The sequence below is a fragment of the Solimonas fluminis genome, from assembly GCF_002930645.1.
GTDB classification, from domain to species: Bacteria; Pseudomonadota; Gammaproteobacteria; order Nevskiales; family Nevskiaceae; genus Solimonas_A; species Solimonas_A fluminis.
This window is the reverse complement of the sequence record NZ_PSNW01000007.1, coordinates 187,294-208,857: the sequence shown is the minus strand read 5'-3', so window position 1 is coordinate 208,857 and position 21,564 is coordinate 187,294. Positions and strand designations below refer to the sequence as shown.

20 protein-coding genes are annotated in these 21,564 nt (G+C 69.3%); 9 read left to right on the top strand and 11 right to left on the bottom strand.

The genetic code is table 11. From position 1 onward, the window contains the following. Positions 1–129 precede the first annotated feature (129 nt). Entirely contained in the window at positions 130–576 is a 447-nt protein-coding gene (locus C3942_RS14160; RefSeq protein ID WP_207766095.1) for a nuclear transport factor 2 family protein, read from the top strand. Then, positions 576–1,319, top strand: a complete 744-nt coding sequence (locus C3942_RS14155) for an SDR family NAD(P)-dependent oxidoreductase (protein WP_104231002.1) — start codon at positions 576–578, stop codon at positions 1,317–1,319. Before C3942_RS14160 ends, C3942_RS14155 begins: the two co-directional genes overlap by 1 nt. A gap of 171 nt (positions 1,320–1,490) precedes the next feature. On the opposite strand, the gene C3942_RS14150 is transcribed toward C3942_RS14155, so the two are convergent. The 7 genes from C3942_RS14150 to C3942_RS14120 all read right to left on the bottom strand — a co-directional run bounded on the left by C3942_RS14150 (position 1,491) and on the right by C3942_RS14120 (position 9,372). Further along, positions 1,491–2,291, bottom strand: coding sequence for an enoyl-CoA hydratase-related protein (locus tag C3942_RS14150; protein WP_104231001.1), 801 nt, complete (start codon positions 2,289–2,291; stop codon positions 1,491–1,493). Positions 2,292–2,307: 16 nt separating this feature from the next. Beyond that, the gene (locus C3942_RS14145; protein WP_104231000.1) at positions 2,308–3,447 is read right to left on the bottom strand and encodes an acyl-CoA dehydrogenase family protein; all 1,140 of its coding nucleotides are present in this window, start codon (positions 3,445–3,447) and stop codon (positions 2,308–2,310) included. Positions 3,448–3,606: 159 nt separating this feature from the next. Beyond that, complete coding sequence (locus tag C3942_RS14140; protein ID WP_104230999.1) at positions 3,607–4,296, bottom strand: acetoacetate decarboxylase family protein; 690 nt, start codon at positions 4,294–4,296, stop codon at positions 3,607–3,609. Positions 4,297–4,444: 148 nt separating this feature from the next. Further along, positions 4,445–5,212 (bottom strand): SDR family NAD(P)-dependent oxidoreductase, encoded by a 768-nt coding sequence (locus tag C3942_RS14135; protein ID WP_104230998.1) that lies wholly within the window; start codon positions 5,210–5,212, stop codon positions 4,445–4,447. Further along, complete coding sequence (locus C3942_RS14130) at positions 5,209–6,891, bottom strand: GMC family oxidoreductase (protein ID WP_104230997.1); 1,683 nt, start codon at positions 6,889–6,891, stop codon at positions 5,209–5,211. The genes C3942_RS14135 and C3942_RS14130 overlap by 4 nt, the downstream gene beginning before the upstream one ends. 41 nt (positions 6,892–6,932) lie before the next feature. Further along, positions 6,933–7,859 carry an alpha/beta hydrolase gene (locus tag C3942_RS14125; RefSeq protein WP_104230996.1) on the bottom strand — a complete coding sequence of 309 codons (927 nt, stop codon included), beginning with the start codon at positions 7,857–7,859 and terminating at the stop codon, positions 6,933–6,935. 10 nt (positions 7,860–7,869) lie between these two features. Continuing rightward, on the bottom strand, positions 7,870–9,372 hold the full coding sequence (locus tag C3942_RS14120; protein ID WP_104230995.1) for a flavin-containing monooxygenase: 1,503 nt from the start codon (positions 9,370–9,372) through the stop codon (positions 7,870–7,872). Between the two features lie 140 nt (positions 9,373–9,512). On the opposite strand from C3942_RS14120, the gene C3942_RS14115 reads away from it, so the two are divergent. After that, a complete protein-coding gene (locus C3942_RS14115; RefSeq protein WP_104230994.1) occupies positions 9,513–10,538 on the top strand; it encodes an AraC family transcriptional regulator in 1,026 nt (341 codons plus the stop codon). Positions 10,539–10,592: 54 nt separating this feature from the next. Further along, a complete protein-coding gene (locus tag C3942_RS14110) occupies positions 10,593–12,665 on the top strand; it encodes a TonB-dependent receptor (RefSeq protein ID WP_104230993.1) in 2,073 nt (690 codons plus the stop codon). Positions 12,666–13,093: 428 nt separating this feature from the next. On the opposite strand, the gene C3942_RS14105 is transcribed toward C3942_RS14110, so the two are convergent. The 4 genes from C3942_RS14105 to C3942_RS14090 are packed head-to-tail and all read right to left on the bottom strand — an operon-like array spanning position 13,094 to position 16,519. After that, the gene (locus C3942_RS14105; protein WP_165797455.1) at positions 13,094–13,555 is read right to left on the bottom strand and encodes a DUF6691 family protein; all 462 of its coding nucleotides are present in this window, start codon (positions 13,553–13,555) and stop codon (positions 13,094–13,096) included. Continuing rightward, positions 13,552–13,986, bottom strand: a complete 435-nt coding sequence (locus tag C3942_RS14100; protein WP_104230992.1) for a YeeE/YedE family protein — start codon at positions 13,984–13,986, stop codon at positions 13,552–13,554. The genes C3942_RS14105 and C3942_RS14100 overlap by 4 nt, the downstream gene beginning before the upstream one ends. Before the next feature lie 27 nt (positions 13,987–14,013). Next, complete coding sequence (locus C3942_RS14095; RefSeq protein WP_104230991.1) at positions 14,014–14,955, bottom strand: hypothetical protein; 942 nt, start codon at positions 14,953–14,955, stop codon at positions 14,014–14,016. Positions 14,956–14,974: 19 nt separating this feature from the next. After that, positions 14,975–16,519, bottom strand: a complete 1,545-nt coding sequence (locus C3942_RS14090) for an OmpP1/FadL family transporter (protein ID WP_104230990.1) — start codon at positions 16,517–16,519, stop codon at positions 14,975–14,977. A 279-nt stretch (positions 16,520–16,798) separates the two neighbouring features. Here C3942_RS14090 and C3942_RS14085 point away from each other — a divergent pair, with 279 nt between their 5' ends. From C3942_RS14085 to C3942_RS14065, 5 genes are all read left to right on the top strand, one after another. Then, entirely contained in the window at positions 16,799–17,308 is a 510-nt protein-coding gene (locus C3942_RS14085; RefSeq protein WP_104230989.1) for a rhodanese-like domain-containing protein, read from the top strand. Positions 17,309–17,358: 50 nt separating this feature from the next. After that, positions 17,359–18,324 carry a serine O-acetyltransferase EpsC gene (gene epsC / locus C3942_RS14080; RefSeq protein WP_104230988.1) on the top strand — a complete coding sequence of 322 codons (966 nt, stop codon included), beginning with the start codon at positions 17,359–17,361 and terminating at the stop codon, positions 18,322–18,324. Between the two features lie 19 nt (positions 18,325–18,343). Then, the gene (locus tag C3942_RS14075; protein ID WP_104230987.1) at positions 18,344–18,619 is read left to right on the top strand and encodes a helix-turn-helix domain-containing protein; all 276 of its coding nucleotides are present in this window, start codon (positions 18,344–18,346) and stop codon (positions 18,617–18,619) included. Positions 18,620–18,681: 62 nt separating this feature from the next. Further along, on the top strand, positions 18,682–19,608 hold the full coding sequence (locus C3942_RS14070) for a family 2A encapsulin nanocompartment shell protein (protein WP_104230986.1): 927 nt from the start codon (positions 18,682–18,684) through the stop codon (positions 19,606–19,608). After that, a complete protein-coding gene (locus C3942_RS14065) occupies positions 19,583–21,517 on the top strand; it encodes a family 2A encapsulin nanocompartment cargo protein cysteine desulfurase (protein ID WP_104230985.1) in 1,935 nt (644 codons plus the stop codon). The genes C3942_RS14070 and C3942_RS14065 overlap by 26 nt, the downstream gene beginning before the upstream one ends. The last annotated feature ends 47 nt before the right edge of the window (positions 21,518–21,564 follow it).

The following is a 21,564-nucleotide window of genomic DNA, read 5'->3' as shown; positions in this document are numbered from 1 at the left end:
ATAGTGTCTCATTCCATGTCCGGGATGGACGGCCCATCGTGGGGTTCGGTCCGGCGCTCGCACGGCGCCGGGCCTTCTTTTTTGGGCGCCTGGAACGCGGTAGCGTTGGCGCGACAGGGAGGAGAGACCTTGGACGACCATCGCGCCATCGAGCGCCTGCTGTACCGTTATGCCGACCTGATCGACGCCGGCGACTTCGCCGGCGTCGGCGAACTGTTCGCCCGCGGCCGCATCCTGGCCGGCGGCCATGCCGTGGAAGGTGCGGCGGCGGTGCAGGCGATGTACGAGAGCTACACGCGCCGCTACGCCTGCGGCACGCCGCGCACGCAGCACCTGATGGGCAACCCGGTGATCGACGTCGACGCGGACGGCCGGGGCGCCAGCGCCAGGCTGCGCTTCACCGTGTTCCAGGCGCTGGAGGATTTCCCGCTGCAGGCGATCATCGCCGGGCGCTACCAGGACCGCTTTGCCCGCGACGGCTCCGGCTGGCACTTTGCCGAGCGGCGCATGCAGACGGAACTGATGGGTGACCTCAGCCGGCACCTGCTGCTGCCGGTGCCGCAGGAGAAGACCTGATGCGCTTCCAGTGCAAGACCGCGCTGGTCACCGGCGCCGCCTCCGGCATCGGCCGCGCCACCGCGTTGCGGCTTGCGGCGGAGGGGGCCTCGCTGATCCTGGCGGACGTCAACCTCGAGGGCCTGCGCAAGCTTGCCGCCGAGTTGCCCGGCCCGGCGCGTTGCCTGGCCTTCGACGCCGCCGATCCGGCGTCCTGCCGCGCATTGGTGGCCCAAGCCGCCGAGGCGGGTCCGCTGGACCTGCTGTGCAACATCGCCGGCGTGCTCGACTGGGCGCCCCTGGCGCAGTTCGACGAGGCGCGCTGGGACCGCGTGATCGCGATCAATCTCAGCGCGGTGTTCCATCTCTGCCGAGCGGCGATGCCGCATCTGCTCCCGCGCCGCGGCAACATCGTCAACATGGCTTCGGCCGGCGGCATGGTCGGCCTGCCCTATGGCACCGCCTACAGCGCCTCCAAGGCCGGGGTCATCTCGCTGACGAAGTCGCTGGCGGTGGAGTTCGCCGCGGCCGGCGTGCGCGTCAATGCGGTCTGTCCCACGGGCGTGGCCACGCCGATGCTGGCCGGCGGCTTCCCCGAGGGCGTGGACGTGGCGCTGCTGATGCGCAATGCCTCCAAGATGGACGGCGGCGCGCTGCTGGATCCGACGGAGGTGGCGGCGGCCGTGGCCTTCCTGGCCTCGGACGAGGCGGGCAAGGTCACCGGCGTCGCGTTTCCGGTGGACGGCGGGCAGACGGCTGGGTGAGGCGGACAAGCAAGCAGTCCGGTGGACTTTTTTCCCTCCGAACGGGCCGCCATGGACTGTCTGGCCCGGCTGAGGCAGGACTCGATGTCATGCCGAGGTAAGCCGAATACGCCCAGGGGCTCAATCAAGTGGCCGAGGTCGCGCCATGGATGGCCTCTCCAGACCCAGGCCTCAGCCCTTCCGGTAAACCGCCTTGCGCTTCTCCAGGAAGGCCGCCACGCCTTCCTCGAACTCGCCATAGTGCCCGCATTCGCCCTGAAGCCGGCGCTCGATCTTCAGCGATTCCTCCAGCGTGGCGCCATCGCCGGCATAGATCGCCTGCTTGATGCGTTCCAGCGCCGCGGCCGGACCGTTGGCGAGCTTGCGCGCCAGGGCCAGAGCGGTGGGGAGCAACTGCTCGTCGTCCACCACATCCCAGACCAGGCCCCAGGCCAGCGCCTTGTCCGAGGGCAGCTTCTCGCCGAGCATCGCCATGCCCATGGCGCGCTGCTGGCCGACCAGCCGCGGCAGCACCCAGGTGCCGCCGGCGTCCGGGATCAGGCCGATGTTGACGAAGGCCTGCAGGAAATACGCGGAGCGCGCGCAGAGCGTGAGATCCGCCATCAGGCCGAGATTGGCGCCGGCGCCGGCCGCGATGCCGTTGACGGCGGAGACGATCGGCTTGGGTAGCGCGCGCATCTTCAGGATCAGCGGATTGTAGAAATCCTCCAGCGCCTGGCCCGGGTCCAGCCGGCCCTGCGCATCGCGCGGCGTCATCGCCAGCGACGCGCCCAGGTCGGCACCGGAACAGAAGGCCTTGCCCTCGCCGGTGAGCAGGATCGCCCGCACCGCGGCATCGGCGGCGGCGCGGCCAAAGGCATCGTCCAGCTCGGTCAGCATCCGGCCGGTGATGGCGTTGTAGACCTTGGGGCGGTTGAAGCGGATGACGGCCACGCCGTCGTCCACGCCGTAGAGGATTTCCTGGTAGTCCACGCCGAGCTCCCGGGTTTCAGTCGAGCGTCGAGCGCGCGATGATTTCCTTCATGATCTCCGAGGTGCCGGCCAGGATGCGATGGATGCGCTCGTCCTGGTACATGCGGCAGATCGGATACTCATCCATGTAGCCGGCGCCGCCGTGCAGCTGCACGCCCTCGTCCACCATGCGGCCCTGCAGCTCGCTGGTGTAGAGCTTGGCGCGGGCGGCGTCGGTGGGGTCGAGCTTGCCGAGGTTGTGCTGCTCCACGCAGCGGTCGACGTAGACCTGGGCGATGTCCAGTTCGGCGTCCAGCGCGGCCAGCTTGAAGCGGGTGTTCTGCATCTTCGACAGCGGCTTGCCGAAGACCTTGCGGTTGCGCACGAACTCCTTGGTGACCTCGAGCGCGGCGCGCGCGCCGGAGACGTTGCCGGCGGCGGCGATCAGGCGCTCCTCGGCCAGGCCCTTCATCAGCTGGTAGAAGCCGGCGTGCGGCTGGCCCAGCACGTTGGCCTTGGGCACCTTCACGTCGCGGAAGAACAGCTCGGCGGTGTCCTGCGACTTCATGCCCATCTTCTTGAGCATGCGGCCACGCTCGAAGCCCTCCATGCCGCGCTCCACCAGGAACAGCGTCACGCCGTGCGGGTTCTCGGGGTGGGTCTTGGCGGCCACGATCACCAGGTCGGCCAGGATGCCGTTGGAGATGTAGGTCTTGGAGCCGTTGAGCAGCCAATGGTCGCCCTTGTCCTCGGCGCGGGCCTTCATGCCGGCGAGGTCGGAGCCGGCATCCGGCTCGGTCATGGCGATGGCCATGATCTTCTCGCCGCTCATGATGCCCGGGTAGAAGCGCTGCTTCTGCTCCTCGGTACCGAAGTGCTCCAGGTAGGGGGCCACCAGGCGGCTGTGCAGCGTGATGAAGTAGCCGCTGTCGCCGTGCAGCGCGTTCTCCTCGATCAGGATCTGCTCGTAGCGGAAGTCCTTCAGCCCCAGGCCGCCGTACTTCTCGTCGATCCACATGCACAGGTAGCCCGCCTCGCCGGCCTTGAGGAAGGCCTCGCGGTCGACGATGCCGGCCTCGCGCCAGCGTTCGCTATGGGGTCGGATCTCGGTCTGGAAGAACTTGCGGGCGGAATCGCGAAAGAGCTCCATTTCGGCATCGAGGGCGGGACGTTTCATAGTGACCTTGTTTTCCAGTTGAAAGGTGTGTGGCGATTCCGCGTCGACTCGCGACGCTAGGATCCCCGGCTCCGCCGGGGGGCCTCCACGCTGCTCGCGCCGCTATCCCTGAACAGCTCCATGTCGGAGTCGATGGCGGGGCGTTTCATATGCAGGACCTTATTTGCGGTTGATGATCTTCGAGACGGGGAAGGTCATGCGGAAGCGCGGCACTTCCACCGTCATGAGGGCCTTGGCGCGGCCGAGATTGGGGAACATAGCGGCATCGGCGCGGGCGCGCATCGTCCGCGCCGGCTTGATCCAGCCGCGGGCCGAGGGCGTGTAGACGAAGGTCTTGCTGTCGTAGTGCTGGCCCAGGGTGCGCAGGGACTTGGGGATCAGCGCGGTCAGGAAGGGAATCCAGAACGGGTAGCTTTTGAACTCCAGCTCGGCGAACACGCGGCCGTCCCGGGACAGGGTCACGCGGTCCACGCCCTGGTCGCCGTAGCGCACGTCGAAGTCGGCCAGCTCCTTGGGGATGCCCCAGTTGTTGCGGCCGTTGACGACGCTGTCCATGGTCGAGACGAAGATGCGGCTGATCGACAGGTGGCGCCGGCCGTCCTCGAAGGGGAAGCTGCCCGGGATGAACAGCAGCTCGTGGTAGGGACCCGCGTCCGAGCTCTGGTAGTCCACGAACATCAGCCAGCCGTAGGGCGAGCGTCCGCGCTTGCCGAGCAGCGTCTTGGGCAGGAACGTGTCCTGGACCTTGCTGTCCGGGGAGAAGCGCAGCATGGCGATGTAGCCGCGGCCGACCAGGTCCCAGGGGGCGGGGGCCTGCTTGACGGCGGGGGCGGAGAGGGGGGCATTCATGGGGAAACCTTGGTTCTATGTGTAAGTGGAGCGGGATGACAAGCGAAGCTGAAAGCAGGGTTGGGATCTTTGCGGAGCTTCTGCGCCAACCCCTTCGCTAGGATCCCCACGCCTTTTGGCGTGGGGCCCCTCCACGCGGTGGTTGGCTTTACTTGGGCGCCATGCGCAACGCGCCGTCCAGGCGGATCGTTTCGCCGTTGAGCATCACGTTCTCCACGATCTGCACGGCGAGCTGGGCGTACTCGGCGGGACGGCCGAGGCGCGGCGGGAAGGGCACCGACTTGCCCAGGGCTTCCTGCGCGGCCGGCGGCAGGCTGGCCATCATCGGGGTCTCGAACAGGCCCGGGGCGATGGTCAGCACGCGGATGCCGAAGCGGGCGAACTCGCGCGCCAGCGGCAGGGTCATGCCGACCACGCCGGCCTTGGAGGCGGCATAGGCGGGCTGGCCGATCTGGCCGTCGAAGGCGGCGACCGAGGCCGTGTTGATCACCACGCCGCGCTCGCCGTCGGCGTTCGGCGCCTGCTGGCTCATGGCCCAGGCGGCGAGGCGGATGACGTTGAAGCTGCCGGTGAGGTTGATGTTGATCACGCGCTGGAAGCTGGCCAGGGCTTGCGGGCCTTCCTTGCCCAGGGCCTTCTCCGGGGTGCCGATGCCGGCGCAGTTGATCACGCCGTGCACGCCGCCCATTTCCTTCACGGCCACGTCGACCGCTTCCTGTACCTGGGCCTCGTTGCTGACGTCCACGCGCACGAAGCGCGCGCCATTGCCCAGCTCGGCGGCCAGGGCCTTGCCGGCGGCTTCGTTGAGGTCGGCGATCAGCACCTTGCCGCCGCGCGCGGCCAGGGCCTGCGCGGTGGCTGCGCCGAGGCCGGAGGCGCCGCCGGTGATGATGAAGACGGAGTTCTCGATTTTCATGCGGTGGTCTCTTCGGTTGGGAGGTGGGCAGTGTCGCGTGAAGCCTGCCGGAAATGGTTCTTGCCCGCCCCGTGCGCGAGGACGAGGTCGGCGCCCTTCTCGCCGATCATGGTCGAGGGGGCGTTGGTGTTGGAGCCGTTGAGCGTCGGCATGATCGAGGCGTCGATCACGCGCAGGCCCTGCAGGCCGTGCACGCGCAGCTGCGGGTCCACCACGGCCAGCGGGTCGCGGCCCATCTTGCAGGTCCCCACCGGGTGGAAGTTGGAGCCGGCGTTGCGGCGCACCCAGTCCTCCAGCTCGGCGTCGCTCTGCACCGCGGGGCCGGGCGAGAGTTCCTCGCCGCGGTGCGTGTCGAAGGCGCGCTGCGCCAGGATCTGGCGCATGGCGCGTACGCCGGCCACCAGCCGCGCGACGTCGCGCCGCTCGCTGAGGAAGTTGCCGTCGATCCGCGGCGGCGCCAGCGGATCGGCGCTGGCCAGGCGCACGCTGCCGCGCGCCAGCGGGCGCAGGTCGCAGACGAAGGCGATGTAGCGGTAGTCCAGCATCGCCGACAGCCGGAAGCCGTTCTCGACATTGGCGGTGGGGGCGAAATGGCACTGGAGGTCGGGGATCGGCTCGGCCGGCGAGGACTTGAGGAAGCCGCCGGTCTCCACGACGTTGCTGCTGAGTTCGCCCCGGCGCAGGAACAGGTACTCGAACAGGCTGCGCAGCGAGCGCAGCAGCGAGCTCGGGTGCCAGGAGATCGGCGCGCGGCTCCGGGCCCGGGTCTCCACGATCACGTCGAGATGGTCCTGCAGGTTCTCGCCGACGCCGGGCAGTTCGTGGCGGACGGGAATGCCGTGCTTCTCCAGCTCGGCGCGCGGGCCGATGCCCGACAGCAGCAGGATCTGCGGCGACTGGAAGGCGCCGGCGGACAGGATCACCTCGTCCTGGGCGCGGATTTCCTCATCGCGGCCATCGCGGCGCAGCTTCACGCCCACCGCGCGCTTGCCTTCCAGCAGCACCTGCGTGACCTGGGCCCCGGTCAGGATCGTCAGGTTCGGGCGGTTGCGCACTTCGGGCGGCAGGTAGCCGCGCGCATTGCTGCAGCGTTCGCCGTCCTTCTGGAACACCTTGAACGTGCCGAAACCTTCCTGCGCCGCGCCGTTGAAGTCGTCGTTGCGGCGGTGGCCGCACTGCTGCGCGGCCTCGACGAAGGTTTCGCTCAGGGGGCTGGTGTAGCGCCGCTCCATGACGTTGAGCGGGCCGCCCTGGCCATGGAAGCGGCGATCGCCTTCGGCCAGCGGCGCCTGGTAGTTCTCGGAGCGGATGAAGTAGGGCAGCACGTCCTCGTAGGACCAGCCCTCGCAGCCCAGCTCGGCCCAGTGGTCATAGTCCCAGGCATGGCCGCGGGTGCAGACCGTGGCGTTGATGCTGCTGCTGCCGCCCAGCACCTTGCCGCGCGGCTGGTGGATGCGGCGCCCGGCGCAGTGCGGCTGCGGTTCGGTCCAGAAATTCCAGTTGGCGAACCAGCCGCGCACCAGCGCGACCACGCCCAGCGGCATGCGGATCAGCGGATTGCGGTCGTCCGGCCCGGCCTCGATCAGGCAGACGCGGCGCTGCCCGTCGGCGGACAGGCGGTTGGCGACCGCGCAGCCGGCGGAGCCGGCCCCGACAACGATGTAATCGTACTCGGCCACGGCTCTCTCCTGCGTTGCGCTGCGTGGACGCCGTCCTGGTATCAGGCGCCGCGCCGCGGGGCCGCGGCGCCGGCGGCCAGGGTTTCCCGGGCGAAGCTGCCGAGCTTGCCGATCGCATCGTCGGCTTCGTCCAGCACGCCGGCCTGCAGGTGGAAGTCATGCCACAGGCCCGGATAGACCTGCAGCGTGACCGGCACGCGGGCCTGCTGCAGCGCCTTCTCCAGGCGCAGCGTGTCGTCCAGCAGGATCTCGTCGCTGCCGGCCTGAAGGATCACCGGCGGCAGCCCCTTGAGGTCCGCGAACAGCGGCGAGCACAGCGGGTGGTCGGTGGGTACGCGGCCGACATAGGCCGCGGCCCAGCGCTGCAGGGCCGCCTGCGACAGCATGGGATCCGCGGCGGCGTTGCTCACCATGGTGGCGCCGCCGCAGCCCAGGTCGCCCCAGGGCGAGACCAGCAGCAATGCCGCGGGCGAGGGCAGGCCGGCGTCACGCAGGCTCAGCGCGGTGGCCAGCGCCAGGCCGCCGCCGGCGGAGTCGCCGGCCAGCACGATGCGTTCATGTCCCTCGTCCAGCAGGCTGCGGTAGGCGGACACCGCGTCGTTGAGGGCGGCGGGGTAGGGATGCTCCGGCGCCAGGCGGTAGTCCAGCGCGAACACCGTGAGGCCGCTGGCCTTGGCCAGCGTGGCGCTGAGCGGGCGGTGCGAGTCCAGCGAGCCGACGCAGTAGCCGCCGCCGTGCAGGAACAGGATCACTCCGTCCTGCGACACGGACGGCGGCTGCAGCACCTCGCCGGGGGCGCTGCCGATGGTGCGCGGCGTCACCTTCACGTCGCGCGGCACCATCGTGGCGAGGCCCAGCAGCTTGAGCAGGCGGCGTTGCGTGGGGATGGACGGCGTGGGGCCGAGCATCGGCTTGAGCGTCAGCCGGAGCGCGACGCGCAGGGTGTTGCGCAGCAGGTTGCCGGACATGGGGTTCTCCTCAGGCGGCCTGGGACAGCTTGGCGGCGGCTTGCTGCGGGGCGGTGCGGTAGGCGGCGAAATCCGGCTGGCGGGTGCGGCGGCTAAACTCCAGCATGGTGCCGACCCAGTTGTTGGTGTTGCGGCCCTCGGCCGTCTTGTACCAGCTCTGGCAGTTGCCGGAGTAGGTGGTCTCGGCGCTGCGGCGCTCGATCTCGGCGCGGTAGGCGGCCTGGGCTTCGTCGCGCAGCTCGGCGTAGCGCCAGCCACCGGCCTGCTGCGCCTGGATCATCTGCACGATGTAGCGCTGCTGGCATTCCAGCATGTAGATGATCGAGCCGGAGCCGACGTTGGTGTTGGGGCCGTACATCATGAAGAAGTTCGGGAAGCCGGGGACCGACATGCCCAGATAGGCCTCGGCACCCTTGCTCCAGGTCTGGCGCAGGTCGCGGCCGCCCAGGCCGCGCAGGCTCATCGGTGCCAGGAAATCGGTGGCGGTGAAGCCGGTGCCGTAGATCAGCGCGTCGACCTTGCGCAGCTTGCCGTCGGCGGTGACCACGCCGTCCTCGGTGATCTCGCGGACCGCGTCGCTGACCACCTCGACGTTGGGACGCGCCATCGTCGGTAGCCAGTCGTTGCTCAGCAGGATGCGCTTGCAGCCCACCGGGAAATCCGGCGTCAGTCGCTTGCGCAGTTCCGGGTCGCGCACCTGGATGCGCATGTGGGTCTTGGCCAGCAGCGTCACCAGGCCTTCGATCCACTTGCTGCCGTTGTAGGCGTTGGCCAGGGTCTCGGTGATGAAGAAGATGCGCCAGCGATCGATGTCGTGGATCACCGGGAAGGTCTTCAGCAGCCACCGCGTGAAGGGCCCGAAGGCCTTCTCGAACTTGGGGATGAACCAGCCCGGCGTACGCTGGCAGACGTAGAGCTGCTGCACCTGCTTGGCGATCTCCGGCACGAACTGCACGGCGCTGGCGCCGGTGCCGATCACCGCCACGGACTTGCCCTTCAGGTCGAAGTCATGGTCCCAGCGGGCGGAGTGGAAGGCCTTGCCCCTGAAGCGCTCCAGGCCGGGCAGCTTCGGGTAGGCGGGGCGGTGCAGCTGGCCGACGCCGCTGACCAGGTGCCGGGCCTGGATGCGCTCGCCGTTGGCGAGCTGCAGGGTCCACAGGCCGCTGGCTTCGTCGAACTCGGCGCCCGCGGCCTCGGCATTGAAGCGGATGTGGCGGCCCAGGCCGTACTTGCGCGTGACGAAGCGCTGGTACTCCAGGATCTCGGACTGCTTGCCGTAGCGGTAGGCCCAGGGGTAGTGCGGCTCGAAGGAGTACGAGTACAGGTGGGAGGGGATGTCGCAACCCGAGCCCGGGTAGGTATTCTCGCGCCAGGTGCCGCCCACCTCGTCCGCCTTCTCGAAGATGGTGAAGTTCTCGATCCCGGCCTTCTTCAGGTAATAGCCCAGGCCCAGCCCGCCGAAGCCGGCGCCGATGATGGCGACCTGCAGCGGTCCGTTGGTGGTGTTGGCCATGGTTCTCCTCGTTCTCGCTTGATTTCGATGTGGCGCATGATGGCCATGCAGGCTCCCCCCGTGGATGACGCACACGGCCATTCCATTGATAATTCCGGCCACCGCTTCCGGTCAAGCGGTTTCATGCACGGATGGGCCCGATGTCCTACGAGCAGGTTCGCCGCAGCATCGTCAGCGTCCAGCTGCAGGTCCAGCTGGCGGCCGAGTACGGCCTGCCGGCGGCGGCGGCCCTGGACGGCACCGGCATCCTGCCGGCCGTCCTGTCCGACCCGCAGCAGGAGATCAGCGCCGCGCAGGAACTGCGCGTGGCCTGCAACCTGGTGGAAGCCCTGGGCCATCTTCCGGCCCTGGGGCTGGAGGCCGGCCTGCGCTACCACCTGTCGACCTACGGCATCTGGGGTTTCGCGCTGCTGTCCAGCCCCACCTTCCGCAGCGCGGCCGAGCTGGCCCTGCGCTACCTGGACCTGTCCTATGCCTTCGTGCGCTTCGCCCTGCGCGAGCAGCGCGGCCAGCTGCACGTGTTGATCGAGGATCGCCACATTCCCGCTCCGGTGCGGCAGTTCCTGCTGGAGCGCGACTTCGCCGCGATGATCAACATGGTGCGCGAACTGCGGCCGGGCGGCCTGCCGATCCTGGGCGCGCAATTCGCCTTCCGCCGGCCCGCCTATGCGGCGCGCTTCGCCGAACTGATCGGTGCCGAGCCGCGCTTCGACGCGCCGGAGCACAGCGTCTGGCTGGACGCCGCCTACGTGGATGCGCCGCTGCCGCAGGGCAATACCCTGATGGCGCGCATGTGCCGGGAACAGTGCCAGCAGCTGCTGGCGCGGCGCCAGGTGCGCACGGGCGTGGCCGGCCGCGTGCGCGACCGCCTGCTGCAGAATCCGGGAGGCATGCCCGGCATCGAGGCCGTGGCGGCGGAGATGCACATGGCGGTGCGCAGCCTGCGCCGCCGGCTCGGCGACGAGGGCACCTCCTTCCGCGCCCTGGTGGACGAGGTGCGGCAGGCCCTGGCGGAGGAGCTGCTGACCACCGCCAAGCTCAAGCTGGAGGAGGTCGCGATGCGCCTGGGCTATTCCGAGCCCGCCGCCTTCGTGCATGCCTTCAAGCGCTGGAAGGGCATCTCGCCGATGGCCTACCGGGCGCAGCGCCTGGGCGGAGCGGATTGATGCTTCACGAAGAATGAAGTAGATACGCTGCAAAAATCCATCAAGGGAAAGATCATGGGAATCGCTGCGCGATCCTGCGCCGTCGCCGCCTGCCTGGCGGCCGCGGAGGCCACGGCTGGCGGTCTGCAGGCGGCTCCCGTGGAACTGGCGCCGGTGCCGGTCGGCGCGAGGGCCGATGCGCCGCGCAGCAGCGCCAGCGAGGGCACGGTGACGGCGGAGCAGCTGGCCAACCGGCCGCGGCTGCGGCCGGGCGAGCTGCTGGAGATCGTGCCGGGCCTGATCGTCACGCAGCACAGCGGCGACGGCAAGGCCAACCAGTATTTCCTGCGCGGCTTCAACCTGGACCACGGCACCGACTTCCGCACCACCGTCGCCGGCATGCCGGTCAACATGCCCACGCATGGCCATGGCCAGGGCTACACCGACCTGGGCTTCGTGATCCCGGAACTGGTTTCGTCCATCGAGTATCGCAAGGGCGCCTACTACGCCGAGGAAGGCGACTTCTCCGCCGCCGGCGCGGCGCACCTGGAACTGATGAGCCAGTTGCCCCGGCCGCTGGCGACGCTGGAAGTGGGCGAAGACGGCTATCGCCGCCTGCTCGGTGCCGGCTCCTCCAGCCTCGGCGGCGGCACCGTGCTGGCGGCCCTGGAAGCCAGCACGCAGGACGGCCCCTGGACCGTGCCCGAGGACACCGAGAAGTACAACGCGCTGCTGCGCTACGGCTGGCGCAACGACGCGGGCGCCTGGTCCCTGACCGGCATGGCCTACTCCAACCGCTGGACCGCCACCGACCAGATCCCGCAGCGGGCGGTGGACAGCGGCGCCATCGGCCGCTTCGACTCGCTGGACGATTCCACCGGCGGCGACAGCCACCGCTACAGCCTGTCGCTGGACTGGGTCCGCGGCAGCGAGCGCTCGGAGACGCGCGCCACCGCCTATTTCGTCGACTACGACCTGGACCTGTTCTCCAACTTCACCTACTTCCTCGACAACCCTGCCGATGGCGACCAGTTCGAGCAGGTGGACCGGCGCCGCTACGGCGGCCTGGGCCTGGTGCACGAGCGCCATGGCGAATGGCTGGGCCGGCACATGCACCAGCGCGTGGGCCTGGACCTGCGCTATGACGACATCGGCGAGGTGGGGCTGCATCGCACCGCCAGGCGGCAGCGCCTGTCCACGGTGCGCCAGGACGGCGTCGAGCAGCTCGGCACCGGGGCTTGGTACAGCAACGGCATCGAGTGGAGCAAGGGCTTCCGCAGCGTGCTGGGCCTGCGCGCCGATCACTACCGCGTGGACGTGGACTCCGACAACGCCGCCAACTCGGGCAAGGACGATGACGCCATCGTCTCGCCCAAGCTGTCGCTGATCTGGTTGCCCACGGCGAAGACCAACGTCTTCCTCAATGGCGGCTACGGCTTCCACAGCAACGACGCGCGCGGCGCCACCATCACGGTGGTGCCGGGCAGCAGCCCACCGGAGCCGGCCGACAAGGTGGACCTGCTGGTACGCGCCAAATCCTACGAACTCGGGCTGCAGGCACGCCTGCTGCCCGCGCTGCAGACCGCGCTGACGCTGTGGCAGCTGGACCTGGACTCGGAGCTGCTGTTCATCGGCGACGCCGGCAATACCGAGGCGACTCGTCCGAGCCGGCGCCAGGGCATCGAGTTCTCCAACTACTGGACCCCGCGCAAGGGCCTGATCGTCGACGCCGACCTGGCCTGGTCGCGGCCGCGCTTCCGCGACAGCGACGCGGCGGGCGATCGCATCCCCGGTGCCATCGAGCGGACGGCCTCGATCGGCGTCGTGCTGAACGACTGGCATGGATGGTTCGGCGGCGCGCGCCTGCGCTACCTAGGAAGCCGCCCGCTGATCGAGGACAATTCCGTGCGCGCCGGCTCCTCCACCCTGGTCAACCTGCGCGGCGGGTACGCCTTCTCGCCTCGCCTCAGGCTGGCGCTGGACGTGTTCAATGCCTTCGACCGTGCAGTCAACGACATCGAGTACTACTACGAGTCGAGGCTGCCGGCTGAAACGCCGGCCCAGGATCCGCCGGTCGGGGTGGAAGATCGCCATTTCCACCCTGCCGAGCCGCGCAGCGTCCGGCTGGGGCTGGCGGCCTACTGGTAACCGCGAACCGGCCTGGGGCCATGGAGGGCCGCCCAGGGGCTCAATGAGTTAACTGCCGTCCCGCCATGGATGGCGATCCGGACCTATCCGGGCCGCCAATAAGAAAGGCCCGCAGCCGGGGGAGGACTGCGGACCTTTGGGGGGTGCGGAGGTTTGGGGGAAACCTCCTGGGAGACCGAAGGGGGTGATCTCTTGGAAACAGAGTCTACGGATCGAATCCGAACGCTGGCTGAACGGGAATCTGCGTTCCGGATTGCGGATTGCACGGCCGCGAAAAGGCCGTTCCAGAATGAACCAACCCCCGCCCCCGACGCGGGGAAGGGGCGTCAGGGGCGGGAGCGGAAACCAGCATCAGGGGAAGAAGCCCCGACGGCGTCACTATCAGTGTCCGCTGTTACACCTGTCAATGGCGGAAGCGGACAGCCGTCTCAAGCTTGGCGCGGCGCTGCGGCCGGGGCTTCGGGCGCCCGCGGCGCCAGGTAGCGCCGCGACAGCAGCAGGCCCGCCGCCATGGCGGCGACGAACACCAGCACCGGCAGGCTGCCGCTGGAACCGACCACCAGGGCCGGGCCGGGGCAGAGGCCCGACAGGCCCCAGCCGACGCCGAACAGCGCGGTGCCGCCGACCAGGCGGGCATCGACCAGGGTCCGGTCCGGCAGGGTCAGCGGCGCGCCGGCCAGCGTGGTGCGGTGGCGCCGGGCCCAGGCGAAGGCCGGCAGGGCGGCCAGGATCGCGCCGCCCATGACGAAGGCCAGGGCCGGGTTCCACTGGCCGGTGATGTCGAGGAAGGCGCGGACCTTGGCGGGGTCGGTCATGCCCGACAGGATCAGGCCGAAGCCGAACAGCAGGCCGGCACCGGCGGCGGCGATTAGGGGCTTGGTCTGGCTCACGAGGTCACTCCGAATCCGAGGGCGACGGTGATCATCGCCACGCCCATGAAGGTAAGGACGGCGACCAGGCTGCGCAGCGAGAAGTTCGCCAGGCCGCAGACGCCGTGGCCGCTGGTGCAGCCGTTGCCCAGCTGGGTGCCGACGCCGACCAGCAGGCCGGCGCCGATCAGGGCGCCCCACTGCGGCGTGGCCAGCGCGCCGCCGAGTTCCAGCGGCTGCGCCAGCCGCCACAGCCAGGGCGTGGCCAGCAGCGCCAGCAGGAAGACGACGCGGACGCGGTCGCGGCCGGTGCTGAGGGCGTTGCCGAAGATGCCGCTGATGCCGGCGATGCGGCCGCTGCCCAGCAGCAGCAGCGAGGCCGAGGCACCGATCAGCAGGCCGCCGGCCAGCGAGGCCGCCGCATCCGGGGTACTGAAGACGATCGTGGTCATGTGACCTCCTTGCCTGTGCTGCCAGGCCTAGAAACTGAAGCTTTCCTTCTTGCCGCCGCTGACCTGGGCCAGCAGCTCCTCGATGGCGCCGGGGCTGCTCATCAGCTTGCCGAAGGTCACCATGGTCAGGTCAGGATGCCAGACCGCCATGCGGAAACGCATGTGCTGCGCCTTCACGCTCTTGCCGTCCACCAGCAGGGTGTAGGGCAGGTAGGCGGTGGTCTTGACGGTGAATTTCTGGTCCACGGTGTCCTGCAGGATGTGCTTGTCGTTGGCGCGCTGGTCGGTGACCTGGGCGCGCGAGACGCCGAACAGGGTGCGCTGGCCCGGCAGGTCCAGCCGGAAGACCTTGGCGGCGCCACCGACCTTCTTCTGCAGGTTGGCCTCCACGGCCTTGACCGCGGCCTCGTAGCTGGCGTGGCTGCCGAGGTCGTAGGTGTCCTCGAAGCTCTCCATGCCGACCATGTAGCGGTAGTCGCGCAGCTGCTCGGCGGTGCGGCCCTTGTCGGCGCCGAAGCTGTCCTGCGCGCCCAGGGCCTTGGCCAGGTTCTGCGCGACGCCGGCCAGGTCCACCGGCAGGCGATAGGCGGCGGCCTGGTAGCGCGGGTTCAGGTAGGCCACCTGCAGCTTGCCGTCGACCACGGTCAGGCCCACGTTGAGCACGGCGCCGAAGGCCGACAGCGCCGGCTTGGCGGCGGCGGCCTTCAGGTCCGCGCTGGTGAAGGAGACGACGTGCGCGTTCGGATAGGGGCTGTACTCGCCGACCACCTCGAAGCCGGCCGCGGCGAGCTTGCCCTTCACCGCGGCGATCTCGGCGCCGAGATCGGCGGTGCCGGTGTAGGCCAGCACGTAGGGCTTGAGCAGCTCGGCGGACCAGGCGGGGCCGGCGCTGAGCATCAGGCCGAGCACGGCGGCGGAGAGGACGGTGAGCGTGTCGCGCAGCAGGCGCGAGGAAAAGCGGAGGTTCATGGCGATTCCCTGATGGAGATCAGAAGCGGTAGCTGAAGCCCAGCGTGATTTCCCACTGGTGCATGTCCAGCGAGATGTCCTGGTCTTCCGGGTCGACGTCGAAGGCGTTTTCCAGCGCCGGGCTGCCGCCCGCCGCGCCGCCCGCCAGGATCTGGACCAGGTTGGCCTCGACGTTGCTCAGCGGGTTCTTGCCGCGCACGGGATTGCTCGGCGCATACATCGCGGAGAGGTCGAAGCCGATGCTCTTGGAGTACTGGTAGCTCAGGCCCGCGGTGTAGTGCTTCTCGATCACGGCGGGCGCCAGGATGTTGAACAGCACCTCGTCGCTGGGGATCGGCTGGCCGTCGTTGATGCTGTAGCCCGCGCGGAACTTGAAGGCGGCGAACTTGTACTGCACGCCGAACTTGTAGACCTGCACGTCCTGCCAGCCGAAGCCCGGGCCATGGTCGGCACCGAGGCAGGCGCTGCTCGGGGCATCGCTGCCCACGATCGGGATGATGCCGTTGAGCAGGCGCGGCAGGGCGCAGTCGTTGACGAAGCGGTTCGGGTCCAGCGGGTTGCCGACCGACGCGACCTCGCTGAAGTTGATGCGCTGGTAGTCGAACACCAGGCGCAGGTTGTCCGTCGGGTGGAGGGACAGCCCGACGTTCCAGGACGATGGGATGTCGAAGTCACCCTGTTCCGCGAACAGGCCCTCGTACTTCTCCAGCTCGGTCATGCGGACGCGGGTCTGGTAGGACGCGCCGATGCCCACGCCGGGGATGACGCCGGTCAGGAAGCCGATGCGGCCGCCGTAGCCATAGGAGATGTCGTAGCCGTTGCCCGTGACCTTGTCCGGCGAATTGGAGAAGGGCGCGAAGGCGCCGAGGCCGTCGGCACGGAAGCGCTGGCCGGCGATCAGCGGCGAGATGCCGATCGAGGTGCGCTCGCCGACCTTGAACGAGTAGGTCGGCGCGATGAACAGCTGGATCAGGTCCACGGCCGCGGCGGGCTTGCCGTTGCCGCAGAAGCCGATGGGATCGGCCCGGCCTTCCACCGGACGGCCGCCGCCAAAGGTGCCTTGGCACTGCGTGGCGAAGGTCGCCGGCCCCAGGCCGAAGCCCTGGCCGAACTGCGCGGTGTTGCCCTGGTACTCGGTGTTCATGCCGCCGTTGCCGTACACCGCGATGCCCCAGCTGGAGAAATCGTCGATGCGGCGGCTGAAGGCGAAGCCGGGGATGTAGAACAGGTCGTTGTCGCTCTTCACCGTCGCCGGGTCGATGGCGATGATGCCGATGTTGGCGTTCTCGCCGCGCTCGTAGGCGGTGTAGTCGCGCACCGGCGAGAACACGCTGAAGTTGACGTCGATACGGTTGCCCACCCAGACCAGGCCGGCCGGGTTGATGGTGGAAACCAGCGCATCCTCGGTCAGCGCCGTGCCGGCGCCGCCCAGGGCGCGCTGCGAGGCGCTGTAGCCGTGCGCGAAGTAGCCGTTGGTGGCGATCGCCGGCAGCGGCACCGACAGGGCCGCGACCAGCGCCAGGCGGCGCCAGTACGGCGAAGGTGAAGCGGATTCCCCAAACATTCTTGAATACCCCGGGCCTGACGATAGTTGTGCGGGCAAGGTATTCGGGGGAAACCCTGATGTAAAAGAATATCGGCTGATATTTATATGCCGCAGGCCCTGGTCATGGCGGCGAAAGCCGGCAAGCGCCGGATCGCCAGGCGTGCGGAGGATCGCCGCTTTTATATAACGCAAAGGAATTTAGACCTGAATTTATATTAGTTAGAGATTGCGTGGCGGCCGTCTAGGATGGCGTTCAACCAGTCCCGAATGGGACCGCCCAAGCAGAGAGGTCATCCCATGTCCGCCGTGATCCGTCCCCAGCCCGCCGCCACCGCCGCGATCCCGCCCGTCGTGGTCGGCGATCCCACGCACCCCACGCTGGTGGCGGCGCGCGGCCAGGCGCAGTCGGCCGGACTGAACTATGCCGGCGGCGTGACGCCGGCCGAAGCCTGGGAGCTTTACTCCTCCGGGCTGGCGGTGCTGGTGGATGTGCGCACCGCGGAGGAGCGCAAGTTCGTCGGCCACGTGCCGGGCAGCCTGCACGTGGCCTGGGCCACCGGCACCTCGCTGATCCGCAATCCGCGCTTCGTGCGCGAGCTGGAGGCCAAGGCGCCGAAGGGCGCGGTGCTGCTGCTGCTGTGCCGCAGCGGCCGCCGCTCGGTGCTGGCGGCGGAAGCGGCGACCAAGGCGGGCTTCACCAGCGTCTTCAACGTGCTCGAAGGCTTCGAGGGCGAGATCGACGAGCACAACCGCCGCGGCCAGCGTGGCGGCTGGCGCTCGCACGACCTGCCCTGGATCCAGGACTGAGGCCTCGCGGGTCCGGGGGAAGACGATGGCAATGCCAGCGGGGGACAGGTATGAGCCGGCATGACCTGGTCGTGGCGCCGCATGCGCCTGCGCAGCACTGGGACCTGGAGCGCATCGTCGCCGAGCTGCACGAGGCGCGGCGCCGCTGGCGCGAGGCCCGGCAGCGCAACCGCGAGTACGGCGGCCGTGAATTCCCCTCGCGGGATGCGCTCAAGGCCATCGCCGACGGCCTGCGCGGCGCGCTGTTCCCGATGCGCCTGGGGCCGGCGGACCTGCGCCAGGAGAGCGAGGATTTCTATGTCGGCCACACGTTGGACGCGGCCCTCAACGGCCTGCTGGACCAGGTGCGGCTGGAGCTGACCTACACCGCCCGGCACCAGCAGCTCGGCACCGCCGACGTGGAGCAGAAGGCGGTGACGATCGTGCGCGAGTTCGCCGCCGCGCTGCCCGGGCTGCGCGGCCTGCTGGACTCCGACGTCGAGGCGGCCTACCGCGGCGATCCGGCGGCACGCAGCGTCGACGAGGTGCTGCTCTGCTATCCCGGCATCCTGGCGATCATCCATCACCGCCTCGCGCACCAGCTCTACCGGCTCGGCGTGCCGCTGCTCGCGCGCATCCTGGCCGAGGTCGCCCATTCCGAGACCGGCATCGACATCCATCCCGGCGCGCAGGTCGGCAACAGCTTCTTCATCGACCATGGCACCGGCGTGGTGATCGGCGAGACCGCCGTCATCGGCGATCGCGTGCGCCTCTACCAGGCCGTGACCCTCGGCGCCAAGCGCTTCGAGACCGAGGAGGACGGCAGCCTGCAGAAGGGGGCGCCGCGCCACCCGGTGGTGGAGGACGACGTGGTGATCTACGCCGGCGCCACGATCCTCGGGCGCATCACCATCGGCCGCGGCTCCAGCATCGGGGGCAACGTCTGGCTGACCCGCAGCGTCCCGCCGGGCAGCCAGGTCACCCAGGCCCGGTCACAGCAGGAAAGTTCACGACAGGAATCGGCATCAGCCGGTTGAGACAGACAGGGAAAGAGCAATGAGCAGTCTGGAAACGCAGTTCGGCCAGGTCATCCGCGCCGCGCGCAAGCGCAACGCCTGGTCGCAGGAGCGTCTGGCGGAAGCCGCCGACCTCAACCGCAGCTACCTCGGCGAGATCGAGCGCGGCGTGGTCAGCCCGTCGCTGGCCACCATCCACAAGCTGGCGCTGGCACTGGGATCTTCGATCTCCGCGCTGATCGAACCCAGCGAACATGCGGTACTGCAACCGCCGCGCGCCTACGAGGCGCAGCTCAATGGCGGCGATAGCCTGTAGAAGCCGGGTTCATAACCGGCGAATCTGAGCTTATTCCAGAACGCTTCACAGGAGTGACCCCCATGGCTGAGTACACGGCCCCGCAGACTCTGGGCGACAATGCCGCGCGCCAGTTGGCCAATGCCACCAAGACGCCGGCCCAGTATTCCATCATCACGCCGCGCTGGCTGGTGCACCTGCTGCAGTGGCTGCCGGTGGAAGCCGGCATCTACCGCGTCAACAAGGTGGCCAACCCCGCCGACGTGCGCACGGCCTGCACCGCCAAGGAATCGGGCGAGCTGCCGGATTCCTTCGTCGACTACGATCCGAATCCGCGCGAGTACTTCCTCAACGCGCAGACCACCAAGCTCAACATCAACACCCGTGTCTCGGACCTCTATTCGAGCCCGCACGACCAGATCAAGGAACAGCTGCGCCTCACGATCGAGACGATCAAGGAGCACCAGGAGAGCGAGCTGATCAACAACCCGGACTATGGCCTGATCGCCAACGTCGCGGAGAGCCAGCGCATCTTCCCGCTGACCGGCGCCCCGACGCCGGACGACCTGGACGAACTGCTGACCAAGGTGTGGAAGGAGCCGGCCTTCTTCCTGACGCATCCGCTGGCGATCGCCGCCTTCGGCCGCGAGTGCACGCGCCGCGGCGTCCCGCCGCCGACCGTGAGCCTGTTCGGCGCCCAGTTCCTGACCTGGCGCGGCATCCCGCTGATCCCGTCCGACAAGGTCCCGGTGGCCGACGGCAAGAGCAAGATCCTGCTGCTGCGCGTGGGCGAGAAGCGCCAGGGCGTGGTCGGCCTGTTCCAGCCCGGCCTGCCGGGCGAGCAGAGCCCCGGCCTGTCGGTGCGCCTGATGGGCATCGACCGCTTCGCGATCGCCTCCTACCTGATCTCGCTGTACTGCTCGCTGGCGGTGCTGTCCGACGACGCGGTGGCGATCCTGGATGACGTGGAAGTGAACAAGTTCCATGACTACCCCGACACCTACAAGTGAGCTTGCAGGCCAGGGACCGGATGCAGGCGCAGGCGGACTCCCTGATCTCGGCGCGCTGACGCAGATCGCCAACGAGCTGTTCCGGGAACTGCCCAGCGGCGGCCAGTGGCCGACGGCGCCGTCGCGCCCGGCGGGCCTGGGCCTGCCGCAGCCGGGCGGTGCACCGCCGCTGCCGGCCAATCCCCTGCCGCTGGCTACCAGCCTGCAGGCCACGCCGCCGTTCCCGGCGTCGCAGCCGGCCGCCGCCGCGGCGGCCGCGCCGCCCTCGGCGATCACGCCGCGCGTGCTGCCGACGCAGGCGCAGTCGGCCGACCTGCATGGCTTCAACACCACCGTGGCGCCCGCGCTGCCGCATGGCGGCGGCCTGTCGCAGGGCGTGCCCGAGGCGCATGCCGCCGGCGCGCCGGTGGTGGCGCCGCTGCCGTTGCCCACCGACAGCGCCCTGCCGCCTGCGCCGGTGTCGCCGCCGTCGACGCCCTACTACTTCCTGGGCGAGGCCAGCGGCTGGCCCTCGTCCGCCGCCCAGCCGGCGCCGGTGCCGACGGTGCCCGACTTCGCCGTGCCCTCGGGCCTGGACGCCGGCAGCCGCCGCGAACCCACCGTCGCGGCAGCCCCGGCGCCGCAGTACTACTTCACCGAAACCGCCCAGCCGTCCGCGCGCGGCACGCCGGCGGTGCCGGAAGGCCGCCGCCATTTCGACGTGCAGGCCGTGCGCCGCGACTTCCCGATCCTGCAGGAGCGCGTCAACGGCCGGCCGCTGGTATGGCTGGACAACGCCGCCACCACGCAGAAGCCGCAGGCGGTGATCGACCGCCTGGCGTATTTCTACGCGCACGAGAACTCCAACATCCACCGCGCGGCGCACGAGCTGGCGGCACGCGCCACCGATGCCTACGAAGGCGCGCGCAACAAGGTGGCGCGCTTCCTCGGCGCGAGTTCGCCGGAGGAGATCGTCTTCGTCCGCGGCGCCACCGAGGCGATCAACCTGGTGGCGCAGAGCTGGGGGCGGCAGAACGTGCGCGAGGGCGACGAGATCATCGTGTCGCACCTGGAGCACCACGCCAACATCGTGCCCTGGCAGATGCTGGCGGCCGAGAAGGGCGCGAAGCTGCGCGTGATCCCGGTCGACGACAGCGGCCAGGTGCGCCTGGACGAATACCAGAAGCTGCTCAGCGACCGCACCAGGATCGTGTCCGTCACCCAGGTCTCCAATGCGCTGGGCACCATCGTGCCGGTACGCGAGATCGTGGAGATGGGCCATCGCGCCGGCGCCAAGGTGCTGATCGACGGTGCGCAGGCGGTGTCGCACCTGCGGGTCAACGTGCGCGCACTGGATGCCGACTTCTACGTGTTCTCGGGCCACAAGATCTTCGGGCCCACCGGCATCGGCGTGGTCTACGGCAAGCGCGAGGTGCTGGAGCAGACGCAGCCCTGGCAGGGCGGCGGCAACATGATCCAGGACGTCACCTTCGAGAAGACGGTCTACCACGGCGCCCCGGCGCGCTTCGAGGCCGGTACCGGCAACATCGCCGACGCCGTCGGCCTGGGTGCCGCACTGGACTACCTCGAACGCCTGGGCCTGGAGAACGTGGCCGCCTACGAGCACGACCTGCTGGAATACGCCACCAGCCTGCTGCGGCCGATCCCCGGCCTGCGCCTGATCGGCACGGCCAGTGAAAAGACCAGCGTGCTGTCCTTCGTGCTGCAGGGTTACCAGACCGAGGAAGTGGGCAAGGCGCTGAACCAGGAGGGCATCGCGGTGCGCTCCGGCCACCACTGCGCGCAGCCGATCCTGCGCCGCTTCGGCGTCGAGGCCACGGTGCGTCCCTCGCTGGCCTTCTACAACACCTGCGAGGAAGTGGAGCTGCTGGCCAAGGTCGTGAACCGGCTGGCCCGCGCCCGCAACTGAAGGCCGGGGCGGGGCGTCCGCGCCACGCTTTCGGACGAGGTGGGGCG